Origin of the sequence: Streptomyces sp. NBC_01515, assembly GCF_045040345.1 — a bacterium.
GTDB lineage: Bacteria > Actinomycetota > Actinomycetes > Streptomycetales > Streptomycetaceae > Streptomyces.
Genome location: NZ_CP109416.1, coordinates 2,212,873 through 2,227,983, shown reverse-complemented (window position 1 = coordinate 2,227,983; position 15,111 = coordinate 2,212,873). Strand labels below are relative to the sequence as shown.

The following is a 15,111-nucleotide window of genomic DNA, read 5'->3' as shown; positions in this document are numbered from 1 at the left end:
GAGTGCCGCCAGTGGTGCGAGACGCCGTAGACATCGAGTGCTCACGGTCGGCGTGACACTCGCGCTGGCCTTGGCCGGGTTGACTCCCATGGCCGCCCAAGCCGCATCATCCACCAAGCAGTTGGTACCCGCCGTGCCAGAGCAGCGTTCCGACACCGTGAAGACGGTCGACGGCCTGGGCGCCAAGAAGGCCAGGGCCCGGGTGGCCGCGGAAAAGGCCGCCAACAAGAAACAGACTCAAGACGCCCTCGCTGAACAGAAGGCGACGTGGCCCAAAGCCGCGGCCACTTCCGCGCCCTTGCCTGCATCCGGCGTCACCCGCCTTACGGCAGGTGGACTGCCCGTGTCCCTGAGCCGCACCGCAGGAGCGACATCCGCCTCGGGCACGGCCGGCGTCCAGGTACTCAGCCACAAGGCCGCAGCCGCCGCAGGTATCAAGGGCGTGCTGCTGACCGCCAGTGCGAGCGACGACGGCAACGCCAAAATCAGCGTCGACTACAGTGCCTTCGCCTCGGCCTACGGCGGTGACTGGGCAGGCCGCCTGCACCTCGTACAACTGCCGGCCTGTGCCCTGACCACTCCGGACAAAGCCGCCTGCCGAGCCCAGACGACCTTGGACTCGCACAACAGCATCAGCGGCCAGAGCGTGTCCGCCACAGTGCCGCTGGGACAGTCCCCCGTAAAGGTCGACGCACGGACATCTCGCTCCAACGTCAGTACAGCCGCGCTATCCCAGGCCACGGCATCCACGGCCACGGTACTCGCGCTGACGGCCACTTCGGGGGAGTCCGCGTCCGGTTCGGGAAACAACTCCGCCTCGCCCCTGTCCTCGTCGTCGAGTTGGCAGGCCGGTAGCTCCTCCGGGTCGTTCACCTGGAGCTATCCGATGTCCGCACCGCCTGCAGCGGCAGGTCCGGCACCTTCCCTCTCCCTGGACTACAACTCCGGCAGCACCGACGGCAAGACGGCGTCCACCAACAACCAGTCCACCCAGGTCGGTGAGGGCTTCGACCTGAGCACCTCCTCGTACATCGAGCGGTCCTACGCATCCTGTGACGACGACGGCCAGACGGACAAGCACGACGAGTGCTGGAAGTACGACAACGCCTCGCTCGTCCTCAACGGCAAGTCCACCGAACTGGTCAAGAATGACGCCGACGGGGCCTGGCACCTCAAGGACGACGACGCCTCCACCGTCACCCACTCCACCGGCGCCGACAACGACGACGACGGCGAGACCGGGATCGACGGCAAGGGCGAATACTGGACCGTCACCACAGGCGACGGCACCCAGTACAAGTTCGGGCTCAACAAACTCCCCGGCGCCGACACCCAGCGCACCAACTCGGTGTGGACCACGCCGGTCTTCGGCGACGACTCCGGCGAGCCCGGCTACGACCAGGGATCCAGCTTCGCCGACCGTTCGTTCAACCAAGCCTGGCGCTGGAACCTCGACTACGTCGTCGACCTGCACGGCAACGCCATGTCGTACTGGTACACGGCCGAGACGAACTACTACCCAAAGAACGGGGCCTCGACCGCCAACACCAAATACACCCGCGGCGGACACCTGGACAAGATCCTCTACGGGCAGCGTGCGAGCACCCTGTTCACCGGGACCGCCTCGGACGAAGTGACGTTCTCCTACGACGAACGCTGCACCGCCTCGGACTGCTCCTCGCTGACCGACTCGACATCGGACAACTGGCCGGACGTGCCGTACGACAGCATCTGCGCGAGCGGTGACGACGACTGCAATACCGACAGCCCGTCGTTCTTCAGCCGCAAACGCCTGACCGGCATCGATACCCTCGCCTATTCGGCAACGACCTCGGCCTACACAGCGGTGGACTCCTGGGCGCTGACCCAGGAGTTCCAGGACGGCCAGGACATCGATGACACCTCCGACCAGACCCTGGCGCTCTCCTCGATCCAGCACACCGGCAAGAACGGCACCGATATAAAGCTGGATCCGGTCACCTTCACCTACCAACTGCGGCCCAACCGGGTGGACTCCACCTCCGACGACATCCTGAAACTCAGCATGCCGCGAATGTCGACCATCACCTCCGAAACCGGCGCCATCACCACGGTGACCCTCTCCGACCCGGAGTGCGTACGCGGCTCGAACATGCCCTCGTCCCAGGACAACGACACCCTGAGCTGCTACCCCCAGTACTGGCACATCAACGGAGCCGTCGAGGCGTCACTGGACTGGTTCCACAAGTACCGGGTCACCGCCGTGCTCACTACCGACCCGACCGGCCTGGGCCAGGGCGTCGAGAACTCCTACACCTACGCCGACCCCGCCTGGCACTACAACTACGACCCGCTGGTCCCCTCCGACGAGCGGACCTGGTCGCAGTGGCGCGGCTACGGCAAGGTCACCGCCGTCACCGGTGCCGCCGGCACCACCCAGTCCAAGACCGTCAGCCTGTACATGCAGGGCATGAACGGCGACAAACAGACCGACGGCACCACCACCTCCGCCATCCGCACCGGCCTCGACGTCTCCGGCCTCGACGTCGCCGACCTCACCGACAGCGACCAGGACGCCGGCTCCCTCCGCGAGCAGATCACCTACAACGGAACCGTCCCCGTCTCGGTGACGGTCAACACGCCCTGGACATCACAGACCGCCAGCCAGCAGAAGTCCTACGCCAGCATCAAGGCGTACTACGTCCGCACCGGCACGACCTCCACCTCCACCTACCTCACCACGTCCGCGACCTGGCGCACCCGCACCACCAGCACCACATACGACTCCTACGGCATGCCCACCCAGGCCAACGACACCGGTCAGACCGGCGTCAGCGGCGACAACACCTGCACCCGTACCTGGTACGCCCGCAACACGGCCCTCGGCCTGACCAACCTCGTCTCGCGCACCCGCGTCGTGGGCCAGGACTGCTCCGTCGCCGAGACCAGCGTGAACCTGCCGGCCTCCTCCACCTCCCGCGGCGACGTCCTTTCCGACACCGCGACGGTCTACGACAACACCGCCGCGACCGCCTGGTCCGCCACCCAGACCCCCACGCTCGGCGAGGCGACCTGGACCGGACGCGCCGCCGCCTACCCGGCCACCGCCACCGGCGGCGAGCGCTACCCGACCACGTGGCAGACCGTCGCGAAGACCACCTACGACGACAGCGGCGGCACGGCAGGTCTGGGGCGCCGGCTGACGGTCGCCGACGCAGCGGGCAACACCACCACGACCGCCTACACACCCACCGACTCCGGCCCGCTGACCAAGACCAAGGTCACCAACGCCAAGTCGCAGTCCATCTACACCTACACCGACTACGCCTCGGGCCTGCCCACCAAGGTCTACGACGTCAACAACAAGATCACCGAGACCAGCTACGACGCCTTGGGCCGCAAGACCGCCACCTGGCTGCCCAACCGCTCCCACTCCGGGAACCAGACCCCGAACTACACCTACGCCTACAGCGTCACCAACGACGCCCTGTCATGGGAGTCGACTTCGACCCTGAAGGCCGACGGAACCACCTACAACACCGCGTACTCGATCTACGACTCCCTCCTGCGCCCCCTGCAGACGCAGTCCCCGACGCCCGACGGCGGACGTCTTCTCACCGACACCCGTTACGACACGCGGGGTCTGGCCTACAAGACCTACGCGGACGTTTTCGACTCCGCGAATCTCCCCAACGGCGCCTACGCACGGGCCGCAGACGGCGGCGCGCCGAAACAGACCGAGACGGTCTTCGACGGTGCCGGCCGGGCCACCAGCAGCAGCCTGTACGTGTACGGCGTGAAGAAGTGGACGACGAGCACCAGTTACACCGGTGACTCCACCGCGACCACTGCACTGAACGGAGGTTCTGCGACCCGCACGATCACCGACATCTTCGGCAACACCGTCGAGAAGCGCGCCTATGCGGGCACCGACCCCGCAGACGCCGCCTACGGCGCCGGGACCGGAGCCGCCTACACATCCACCAAGTACACGTACACCCTGGACGGCAAGCCCTTCACGGTCACCGGACCGGACGGCGCCCAATGGTCGTACGTGTACGACCTGTTCGGCCGGAAGACCTCGGCCACCGACCCGGACCTGGGCACCACGACCACCACCTACACGGCCCTGGACCAGACGGACACCACCACCGACAACCGCGGCACCCAACTGCTGTACGGCTACGACGTCCTGGGCCGCAAGACCGACCAGTGGCAGACCTCCAAGACCAACGCGAACAAGCTGGCCCACTGGGACTACGACACCCTCGCCAAGGGCCAGTTGGACGACTCCATCAGCTACGTCGGCGGCACCACCGGCAGCGCCTACACCCGCAAGGTCACCGCCTACGACACCCTCTACCACGCCACCGGCAGCCAGCTGACCCTGCCCTCCAGCGACCCGCTGGTCACCTCGGGCGCGATCGCCTCTGCGACGCTGGCCACCACCTCGTACTACAACATCGACGGCACTCAGCAGTACTACACCGAGCCCGCGGCCGGCGGCCTCAGCAGCGAGACCGTGGACTACGAGTACAACGACCTCGGAATGGTCACCAACGTCGGAGGCGCCACGGGCTACCTCCTGGCCACGGACTACAACGCTCTGGGCCAGGTCAACCAGTACATGCTGGGCACCTCCGAGGCCTTGACCGCCAAGAAGGCGTACATCACCAACACCTACGAGCAAGGTACCGACCGGCTCACCCGCAGCCTCACCACCGACGCCAGCCGCAGTGTCCAGGACCTGAACTTCACCCACGACGACGCCGGCAACGTCACCTCCACCTTCGACACCGCCAACCTCTCCGGCACCGGCGCGACCGACTACCAGTGCTTCACCTACGACGGCTACCAGCGCCTCACCGACGCCTGGACCCCCTCCACCGCCTCCTGCGCCACCACCGGCCGTACCACCAGCAACCTCGGCGGAGCCTCCCCCTACTGGACCTCCTACGGCTACACCAGCAGCGGACTGCGCACCACGGAAACCGCCCACACGGGCACCGGAGACTCCTCCCGCACCTACTGCTACAACAACACCAGCAACCCCCACCGCCTCACCGCAACCACGACCGCGACCTCCTGCACCGGTGTGAGTGCCACCTACGTCTACGACAACATCGGTGACACGACCACCCGCCCCAACGGCACCGACACCCAGTCACTGACCTGGAACACCACCGGGGGCCTCGACACGGTCACAGAGAAGTCCAGCGCCGGCACCACCAAGAGCACGACCAGCCACGTCTACGACGCCAGCGGCAACCTCCTCATCCGCCGCAACACCAGCGGAGAGACCGTCCTCTACCTGGGTGCCACCGAGGTCCACCTGGACACCTCGACCACAACGGCCAAGTACTGGGCCCAGCGCTACTACAGCACCGGAAGCGCCACCATCGCCGTGCGCACCAACAAGAGCGGCACCCAGAGCCTCTCCTACCTCTCCGGCGACCCCCACGGCACCTCCACCCTCAGCCTCGACGCCACCACCCAGGCCGTCACCAAGCGCTACCTGACCCCCTTCGGAGCCGCACGCGCCGGCGGCACCGGTGTCTGGGCCGACGACAAGACCTTCCTCGGCAAAGCCACCGACCCCACCAGCAACCTCACCTATATCGGCGCCCGCGAATACGACACGACCACCGGCCGTTTCCTCAGCGTCGACCCCGTCCTCGACACCGGCGACGCCCAGTCCCTCAACGGCTACACCTACGCCGACAACAGCCCCGTCACCGGCAGCGACCCCACCGGACTGATGAATGTCCCGGATCCCGGGGGTGACAGCATCGGCCGCGCCGACGGGGACAAGCCTCCGGACACCACCAAGAATTCCCACGGCAGCGGCACTGCCTCCTCCAACAGCCAGGGGGACGTCAACGACGGCGGCGGTGGCGCCTGGGGCTGGGTCAGTGATGTCGGCAAAACCATCGTAGGCCAGGCCAAATCGACCGTCGTCACCATCTTCGAAGCCCCCGTTCAGCAACTCATCACCGACAAGCACTGCTTGGTCGACGGCGACGGCTGCGCGGACATGCTCACCCAACTGCTCATGAACTCCAATCCGGCCCTCGCCGGCGCGGCAGCCGTGACATCGCGCGGCAAGGAAATATACGACGACTACGCAGACGGAAAGAGCGCTGAAGGCACCGGAAAGCTGCTCTTCGACATAGCCCTCCTTCTGGGAACACGAGGCGCCGGCGCCGAAGCCGAGGGCGAAGTTGGTGCCAGCAGGGCGACAGCGTGCAAGTTGAGTTTCACTCCCTCCACCCCTGTCCTGATGGCCGATGGCAAGAGCAAACCCATCGGTGACATCAAGTCCGGCGACCAAGTCGAGGCCGCGAACCCCGCCAACGGCAAACACAAGGGCCCCCGTACGGTTACGGCCACGCACATCAACCACGACTACGATCTGGTCGATCTCAAGATCCAACTGGATAGCGGCAAGACGGAAACCCTCCACACCACGTTCAAACACCCCTTCTGGGACGACACCCTCCACACCTGGGTACCCGCCGGCCAACTCCCCGCAGGCCACGCACTCAACACGGTCAGCAACCGTCACGTCCACGTCACCGCCGTCACTCCACGCCCCGGCGACCGCGACATGTACAACCTCACGGTCGAGGAACTGCACACGTACTATGTACTCGCAGGCACCACGCCAGTCCTCGTTCACAATTGCAATGTCACTCCTCGTGATGGTGGCGGGAGTGACGCGAACGGAAACGTTATATCGGGCTCGGCTGATGGGCAGAATCTTGCTGATCAGCTGCGCACAGAATCCGCCAACTCTGCCTTCAATGAGGATGGAACCCTCTCGCAAGGGGCGATCGACGGATCGAATAAGATCATTCCCGGGGATGAAATTAATAATCCGAATGTGCGCGGATACTTCGAAGAAAATGGCGGGGCTTCGCAGTGGGGTAAATACACTACGGAAACCCACCAGAGTCCCTATGGCCCCTTCCAGGTGCACTTCTATATGAATGAGGAGACCGGCGAGATTATGAACTACGACTACAAGGCAGTCTTGAATCGGAGGTAGCATGCAGGTTCGCTTTGTCGGGCCTGGTGACCTTGGGGTGCCCGCCTTGCGGGGTGCCTCGGCGCTCAAGGTCGGATCGCATTATCACGTTATTGAGATCTACGCCAGGCGCGGAGGTTCGGTTGAGTATCGCATTGAATACTCCATTGATGAAATTCCCGCCTTGTTTGACTCAAGAATGTTCAAGGTTATCTCCAGCCGCATTCCAGGCGATTGGTGCGTAACGGAGGTCGGGGTTGACTTGCTGGTATTTGGATCTGGCAAGTTGCGGAATGCCGACTTCTGGGAGGCATTCATGGATAAAGAACCGTGGACTGCTCCTCTATATATGGAGGCGCGGCTTTCGGCGATGGATGATGGGGCCAACGGAACAGGTGCGTGACAGCGCCGGGATCCCTTGGGATGATTCCATTGTAAATAGGGCAGAGGCCCCGCTGGAGATTGCTTCCGGCGGGGCCTCGCTGTGGTCTGACGGCAGTAGTTGACGGCAACGTCAGCGGACGGGTGCTGCACGAACGGGTGGTTCGTCGCCGTCGTCGGGTCGGGCGGCTGGTGGGCTTTGCCCCGCTACGTAGACATCTACGAGCTATGCAGCCAGATTCAGGCTACTTGATGTGATTGCTTGTCGTTCGAACTCGACTGGGCTGAGATGGCCGAGGGCGGAATGGCGGCGCCGGTTGTTGTACCAGGCGAGCCAGGAGAACACCGCCATACGGGCCTCTGAATTCTGCCTCCAGCGTTCTCCGTGGAGGAGCTCTCGTTTGATGCTGGCGAAGAAGGATTCCGCCATCGCATTGTCGTAGCTGGAGCCAACTCGCCCCATAGAGCGGCGAATTCCATGCCTGCGGCATGCCACGGCGAAGGCATCCGACGTATATTGCGTGCCGCGGTCCGAGTGGAATACCACACCGTCGACAGATCCGCCACGGGTAGCGACAGCGGCCTCGATTGCGTTGATGACCAGATCGGCCCGCATGTGCTCGGCCATCGACCAGCCGACCACCCGCCGCGAATGCATGTCGATAACCGTCGCCAGATACATCCAGTCGTTCCCGACCGGCAGATACGTGATGTCGCCGCACTAGCGCACATCTGTCCTCGGCGCGGTGAAGTCGCGACCCACCAGGTCCGGGGCCTTGGGCGCTCGTGCGTCCTGGACGGTGGTCCGCTTCCCCTTACGCAGGTGGCGGCCGGTGATGCCGGCGGCCCGCATCAGCCTCGCGACCCGCTTGTGATTCACTACCGGACCCCATTCCCGCAGCTCACGCGTGATCCGGGGGACGCCATAGGCGCCCTTGGTCTCGGTATGGATGCCGCGGATCTGTTCGGTCAGATCCGCCTCGGCCGCCGCTCTGGCCACCCGGGCAGGCCCGGCAGCACGCCAGCGGTAGAAACCGGATCGGGAGACGCTGAAGATTCTGCACAGCCGCTGTATGCCGTACTCCATGTGGTGGTCGGAGATGAACCGCCAGCGGCCGGTCATCGACCCATCTCCTTCGCAAAATACTGGGCCGCCTTCTTCAGGATCTCCTTCTCCAGCTCCAGCTCACGCACCTGCTTACGCAGCCGCTTCAGCTCCTCCCGCTCCGCCGGGGTCATCAGCTCACCGCCCCCGACAACAGCGGCAGCCTCGGCCGCACGTACCCATTTCCGCAGGGACTCGGTGTTGACGCCGAGGTCCTTGGCCACGGAGTTGACGGACCGGCCGGTGGAGGCCACCAGCTTGATCGCGTCCTGCTTGAACTCCTCCGAATACCGGGATGTACCCACCACGACACCTCCATGTCAGATCCCACGATCTGATCCTCAAGAGATGTCCACAAACGCGGGCAAACCTCACCAGAGTTCTAGACCCTTCAGAAGGGCGGGTTGCCTTCCGTTGCGCGCTCGGACACGCCTCCGGCTGCTGGGCCGGTTCGACTCCTGCTCGGCTTGGAAAGTTTGACGTCGAGCTCGAAATCCCAGAGGACATCACTCAGTGGACCGTCCTCAACGCCCCCGCTCCCGGTTCGATTGCGGGGGGCATCGAGGGGGATCCTAGCGTCTCCATTACGGGAACTGTCGTTGATATCGGCGAGGGAGATGACCCTATTGTGGGGGTCAGGCTTGGGTCTGACATTATTCTGATCGAAGCGCCGGATCGGAAATGGGAAATCACTCCTGGGAATGTCGTCTCACTGAGGGTCTCTGTCGTTCGGCTTTACCCGTACCAACTCTGATGGTTATGGATCCCAGTCGAAATGAGCTTGCGTCCAGTCACGGCACAGTAATTCCGATGTAATTCGGAAATTCTCTCCCGAGTGTATTCGGGAGAGAATTCAAGCCATCTTGACGGCAACATCAGCGGACCGGTTCTGCTCTTGGCGGGTCGTCAGGCTCTTTGGGGTTTTGGAGCGCACTGCCGGGGAGACGGCTGCGCGGACATGCTCACCCAACTGCTCATGAGCTCCAATCCGGCCCTCGCCGGCGCGGCAGCGGTGACATCGCGCGGCAAGGAGATATACGGCGACTACGCGGACGGAAAGAGCGCTGAAGGTACCGGAAAGCTGATCTTCGACATAGCCCTCCTTCTGGGAACACGAGGCGCCGGCGCCGAAGCCGAGGGCGAAGTTGGTGCCAGCAGGGCGACAGCGTGCAAGTTGAGTTTCACTCCCTCCACCCCTGTCCTGATGGCCGATGGCAAGAGCAAACCCATCGGTGACATCAAGTCCGGCGACCAAGTCGAGGCCGCGAACCCCGCCAACGGCAAACACAAGGGCCCCCGTACGGTTACGGCCACGCACATCAACCACGACTACGATCTGGTCGATCTCAAGATCCAACTGGATAGCGGCAAGACGGAAACCCTCCACACCACGTTCAAACACCCCTTCTGGGACGACACCCTCCACACCTGGGTACCCGCCGGCCAACTCCCCGCAGGCCACGCACTCAACACGGTCAGCAACCGTCACGTCCACGTCACCGCCGTCACTCCACGCCCCGGCGACCGCGACATGTACAACCTCACGGTCGAGGAACTGCACACGTACTATGTGCTCGCGGGCGACACGCCGGTACTCGTTCACAACACCAATTCTCCGATTGGTTGTGGCGTGAATGGTGAGCCGATTTACGATATACCAGCTGGTTCAAGTGGTGGCGCTGGTGCTGGGAAGAGGATTCCGCCAAGCCTCCTCAAGGATTATGATGTCGGGAAGAACGCGGATCCTGGGACTACCGCCCCGTTGTGTTCGTATTGCCGGACGAATCCAGCCACGGCGATTGACCACGTCGAGCCTAGGATTGGTGGCGGTGACCTAACCGACGCAAACACTACACCGGCTTGCACATTCTGTAATAGTTCGAAGAGGGATCGATTGGCTCCATTGAATCCCCCACCGAATTACACTGGCTCCTGGCCGCCGCCGTGGTGGCCTTCGAGAATGACACCGCCCTAGGAACGTGTAGGTGAGAGGTGGCCCGCGACGGCTGGGAGGAAGAGCAGCCGTCGCGGGCCACCTCGCTGGGCGGGGAGTGCGTGGTCGCGTCGCCCGACCGCCTAGACTGCGTGGGGCTGCAGCCACCTTCCATCCGGCTTTGACCTGGAGCGTCCTATGAAGTTCATTGTCCATGAGAGCCCAGTTCGCCGGGGCGACAGCGACTACATCGCACGGGCCGATCTCGCGCCGTTCGGCTTGGAGGGAGAGGTAGAACAGCTTTGGCTCAAGAAGCTTGAAGACGGTTCGCTTGAGCTATGCTGCATCCCTTTCCGGGTTTACGGTATTTCTCTCGGAGATATCGTCACTCTTTCCCCGGACGGCACCACGGTCGCCCGATTGGTCCGCAAGTCAGGGCGGAGAGCCCTGCGGGTTTTCCTGTTGGAAACACCTGGCGCTGCAAGCGTGGCGAGGGAGTTTGATTTTGAGATTTCGCGGCTCGGCCTGTTGAGCGAGTGGAGCGGCGATAGGCACGCCGCAATCGACGTTCCAATTGGCGCCGACATCGTTAGCCTTATCGACCTCCTCGAACGAGAAGAGGCTGCATCTCGTGCTTTTTGGGAATGGGCTGACAGCGTTTCGTTCTCGTCAGGCGAGGCGTAGATTTCTACTTGTATGCGAAATTATTTCGGCCCCACTGAGAGGATGTCTCACGTGGTGAGTTTTGCGAGCTTCTTGTAGCAGGTCAGGGCTGCCGCGAGGCCGAGGAAGGCGAGGAAGTGGCTGCCCTTGCGTTCGTATCGGACCGTGAGCCGGCGGTAGCCGAACAGCCAGGAGATCGACCGCTCGATCTTCCAGCGGTGGCGGCCGAGCCGTTCGCCGGACTCGATTCCCGGACGCGCGATCCGCGGGATCAGGCCGCGGCCGCGGAGCCAGGCCAGGTGGTCGGCAGAGTAATACGCCTTGTCCGCCCGGATTTTGACCGGTCGCCGTCGTCGCGGTCCGCGTCTGGAGCGGATGGCGGGTATCGCCAGGATCAGCGGCTTGAACGCCTGGCTGTCGTGCAGGTTCGCCCCGGACACCGCAACAGCCAGCGGGATGCCCTGAGCGTCGGACAGGACGTGCAGTTTGCTGCCCTTCTTGCCGCGATCGACCGGATTCGGCCCGGTCAGCGTGCCCCCCTTTTCGCCCGGACGGACGCCGCGTCGACGATCGCCGAGGTCCAGTCCACCTCGCCCCTGGCGCCGAGTTCGTCCAGTACCGCCCGGTGCAGCCGACGCCACAGGCCCGCCTCGGTCCACACCGCGAACCGGCGATGCGCCGTAGCGGGAGACGTACCGAACGTCGGCGGCAGATGCCGCCAGGCACAACCGCTGCTCAGCACATACACCACCGCGGTGAACACGGCCCGCTCATCACACGGAGCAGTCCCACCACCCTGCGGACGAGCAGCGAACGACGGCAGCAACGGGACGACCAGCTCCCACAGTTCATCAGGAACCAGCCGCTGCGACAGATCGACACCCACGACCGGCATCATGCCGCACGCACAACACACCACGTGAGACATCCTCTTAGTACTCCAGCTGTAGATAACGATCATGCTTTGCTCGCGGCTTGACGGCTGTAGTGGCTGGCCCGGGAACGGGCTTGATGACGCCGCCGCCAGTGGGACCAGCGGAGCCAATGGTCTGCCTCGTGAACAGGTCGGCCGACCAGGGCGATGAAGAGTCGCTGGATTTCGTTGCAGGTCAGCGGGATCAGGTCGTCGGGGCCTGGGCGGAGATGGTGCTCGTCGGCGCGGACGACGGCCAGGAAGGCGTGGGCGAGCATGGCAAGGGTGACCCAGCGGGACCAGGACGTATAGCGGCGGAGCTGGTGTGGACCAACACCACCGGCGCCCCGGTCACCGCCGAATGCCTCCGGCCACATGGAACCCGGTGGCCGCCCAACACGACAAGCTGGCCACTGGCCTGCCCATCCCCAGGACAACCCGACATCCGGCAAGCAAAAAGCCCCCGTCAACGTCCGACGAGGGCTTATGCGCGATCGAGGCAAGGTGCACTCTTCCATCTGAGAAGAGGAAGAAACGAATGCCTTCCCGGCTTCGGTCAGGGGGTACTTGTGTGTTTCCGAGTTCAGCCGTTGGCCTTCGCGTACGCCTCACGAATGTTCGCGGGAACACGGCCCCGGTCGTTGATCTCGTGACCGTTCTCCTTGGCCCAGGATCGGATAGCCGCAGTGTCCTCTCCGCTGCTCGTGGCCCCAGCGCCTCGCCCGCGGGGCGACGTCCTCCCGCCCGTCTTGCGGCCGGCCTCGATGTACGGCTTCAGGGCCTTGCGTAGCTTCTCGGCGTTCTTGTCGTTCAGATCGATCTCGAACGACTTGCCGTCGAGCCCGAAGATCAAGGTCTGGTCGGCGTCCCCGCCGCTGATGTCATCGGTGAGGAGAACGACCGTCTTCTGAGCCATCTGTAAAGTCCCGCCTTCTGTATCTGTTGTATAGGTATGAAACCACAAACCTGAGAGCCTCAGCCCCTCGCTAAAATAATCGGCAGAGCATCAAGTAGACCTTTCCGGCATCCATGCTGGATGGCTTCCCTGTCTCGTCCAGCCCCCGGGCCCTGCTTTCGCTGTTCAAAGAACAGTTTTCGGAGGTGGTCGGCGGCGTCCTGGTCCCCGGCTTCGGGTACCTTCACCCACCACGCGCGGGCAACCTCGTCGTCGTGGAGCAGCCCGGACAGCTCGGCGATACGCCTCGTCTGAGAAGGCCTCCCTGCGACGCCTGTCAACTCGCCCAATTCGAACCGAATGCCCATCCCAAAGCGAGAAGGTCACCGGCTTCGGCCTATGTGCTAGCGGGCGCCACGCCAATCCTGGTTCACAACTGCAACGTCTCGCTGAGTCAAGGGGAGGCGAATACGCTGCGCGTCGGTCCTCATGCCGATGAGTCGGTGCCTGCAACCGGGCCGGTCGTCACCTTGGAGCAGAGTGCGGCCATGCAGGGAAGGCCATGCCACTCCTGCGGTGGGAGCAGTCCGACTATGACGGGTGACCACCAGCCGTCTACTGGAATTGGACCGACTAGCCTTCTGCGCAGCCTGTTTCCTCACTGTGAAACGTGCAGTGATACTCAGGCGGTTGCTGTATCGAAAGCCCAGCAGATGCTGCGCAATCACGGCTATCACGATCCCACGTTTGCGGGGCTGCCAGGGATTCCGAGTGCAGCTGAGAAGCTAGCGGAGCTACTGCCAGGCCATACGCGGTAGTAGGGTCAGGATGCGCCCGGTTGGCGATGGCGCTGACCGGGCGCACCATCAAACTTAGATCGGGTAGTTGGCGGAGAAATGCTCATTGGTAGTGCCGAGCTCTACTTGAACCATCGCGTGATCCGTATTGGATCGACAGCCCCGCCGGAGGAGGTTCTGGCGCTGGCCGGTGCGCCATTGGTGGCGTCTAGGAGTCACGTCCAGATCGCCGCACGTGCGCAGGTGGGGCTGGTCCGGGTCAGGCTGTGGAACAGGGCTGGCCCGGCCGAGGGCAGCGTCCTGTTCGACGGAGACCTGGTGCTCGACGACGGGGCCATCGGAGTCGGCGACATCCTCGGCGTGTCACGTTTCGTACAGAACGTCGGGGATCCTGGCGTGCATCACATCCGAGTCGCTGTCGATGACCCCGGGATTGCTTCCCGAGTCGACGTAGTTATCGATTCCGGACGCGACGGGCAAGCACTGACAAGCGTGGACGGTTACCCTCTGCCCCAGTTTGTAGTAGCCGATAATTTCAATCTCGGTAAGTCTGATGAACTCGGACTGATTCTGTCGGCTCACGATATGCCGCACAATCGCCTTGCCGCCTCGTTCAAGGTAATCAAGCTGGCCTCGGAGTCAGATCCTTTGGACCGCGTAGAAATTCTCAGGGATTTTCGAATGCGCATGGTCTGCGAGTGGCTTAGGTGGCTCGCCCCCGTGGCCTCTGCTGATGCAGTGTTTGCGATGGCCGGTTACATGTCCGAAGGTCTGGATGGAACGGCGACGGCAGGTCTCGACCACGCTTCAGCAGAGCTCGCTGCGGATGTACTTGCCCGGCTGTCCGGTGACCGCTAGTTGTGGTGTCTCATGACGTTGGTGCCACGGCGTCGTCGAATGTGAGCTGCTGTGGGCCGGTCTCGACCGGCTCGGGCGGCTCGTCGAACACGACGCGGTAGTCGCTGCCGGACGTCCGACTTATCGGCGGCCGGCCGCCGAGCGCGGCGTGGGGGCGCTCGTGGTTGTAGTAGTTGAGGAAGTCGGCGAGCGACGCGCGTCGGTCCTACTCGGACGTGTAGTCGCGGACATAGGCCCACTCGCGGGCCAGCGTCCCGTTGAACCTCTCCACTTGGGACGCGGACGCCACGGCCGACCGCCCGCGGATGGGCGGACAGCAAGGTCTCGCCGCGTCCGCCTCTACAACCCCACCACCGGACGCTTCCTCAGCACCGACCCCGTCCCCGGCGGCAACGCCAACGCCTACGTCTACCCCTCCGACCCCATCAACGCCTACGACCTCAACGGCAAGAGTCGCTGGAGTTGGATCAAAAGGGGATGACAAGCAGGCAAGCGGGGCTGGCAGAAGAGGGGTATCTACAGAGGTCGTATCCGCGCAGGTATAGAAATCGGCCGTAGGT

General features: G+C 63.8%; 8 protein-coding genes and 3 pseudogenes. 6 read left to right on the top strand and 5 right to left on the bottom strand.

Going from position 1 to position 15,111, the window contains the following annotated elements; translation table 11 throughout:
- The first annotated feature begins 52 nt into the window (after positions 1–52).
- Both OG407_RS09850 and OG407_RS09845 read left to right on the top strand, forming a co-directional pair.
- Positions 53–7,027, top strand: coding sequence for a polymorphic toxin-type HINT domain-containing protein (locus OG407_RS09850; protein ID WP_405868347.1), 6,975 nt, complete (start codon positions 53–55; stop codon positions 7,025–7,027).
- 1 nt (position 7,028) lies between these two features.
- Positions 7,029–7,409, top strand: a complete 381-nt coding sequence (locus OG407_RS09845; RefSeq protein WP_405856959.1) for a hypothetical protein — start codon at positions 7,029–7,031, stop codon at positions 7,407–7,409.
- A gap of 204 nt (positions 7,410–7,613) precedes the next feature.
- Here the strand turns inward: OG407_RS09845 and OG407_RS09840 are convergent.
- Positions 7,614–8,800, bottom strand: a pseudogene (locus tag OG407_RS09840) (IS3 family transposase).
- Between the two features lie 650 nt (positions 8,801–9,450).
- Here OG407_RS09840 and OG407_RS09835 point away from each other — a divergent pair.
- On the top strand, positions 9,451–10,467 hold the full coding sequence (locus OG407_RS09835; protein WP_405856957.1) for a polymorphic toxin-type HINT domain-containing protein: 1,017 nt from the start codon (positions 9,451–9,453) through the stop codon (positions 10,465–10,467).
- Positions 10,468–10,623: 156 nt separating this feature from the next.
- Entirely contained in the window at positions 10,624–11,109 is a 486-nt protein-coding gene (locus OG407_RS09830) for a DUF4265 domain-containing protein (protein WP_405856955.1), read from the top strand.
- A 47-nt stretch (positions 11,110–11,156) separates the two neighbouring features.
- Here the strand turns inward: OG407_RS09830 and OG407_RS09825 are convergent.
- The 3 genes and pseudogenes from OG407_RS09825 to OG407_RS09815 all read right to left on the bottom strand — a co-directional run bounded on the left by OG407_RS09825 (position 11,157) and on the right by OG407_RS09815 (position 12,917).
- A protein-coding gene (locus OG407_RS09825) for an IS5 family transposase (protein WP_405868345.1) occupies positions 11,157–11,983 on the bottom strand; the annotation gives its coding sequence in 2 pieces (ribosomal slippage) (positions 11,157–11,632 and positions 11,632–11,983; 828 coding nt in all).
- 62 nt (positions 11,984–12,045) lie between these two features.
- Positions 12,046–12,411: pseudogene (locus OG407_RS09820) on the bottom strand (IS701 family transposase); the annotation flags it as partial.
- A gap of 173 nt (positions 12,412–12,584) precedes the next feature.
- Positions 12,585–12,917, bottom strand: a complete 333-nt coding sequence (locus OG407_RS09815; protein WP_405856953.1) for an Lsr2 family protein — start codon at positions 12,915–12,917, stop codon at positions 12,585–12,587.
- Between the two features lie 875 nt (positions 12,918–13,792).
- Here OG407_RS09815 and OG407_RS09810 point away from each other — a divergent pair.
- Complete coding sequence (locus OG407_RS09810) at positions 13,793–14,551, top strand: hypothetical protein (RefSeq protein WP_405856951.1); 759 nt, start codon at positions 13,793–13,795, stop codon at positions 14,549–14,551.
- Positions 14,552–14,561: 10 nt separating this feature from the next.
- On the opposite strand, the pseudogene OG407_RS09805 reads toward OG407_RS09810, so the two are convergent.
- A pseudogene (locus tag OG407_RS09805) lies at positions 14,562–14,741 on the bottom strand (integrase core domain-containing protein); the annotation flags it as partial.
- 81 nt (positions 14,742–14,822) lie between these two features.
- On the opposite strand from OG407_RS09805, the gene OG407_RS09800 reads away from it, so the two are divergent.
- Entirely contained in the window at positions 14,823–15,032 is a 210-nt protein-coding gene (locus tag OG407_RS09800; protein ID WP_405856949.1) for an RHS repeat-associated core domain-containing protein, read from the top strand.
- The last annotated feature ends 79 nt before the right edge of the window (positions 15,033–15,111 follow it).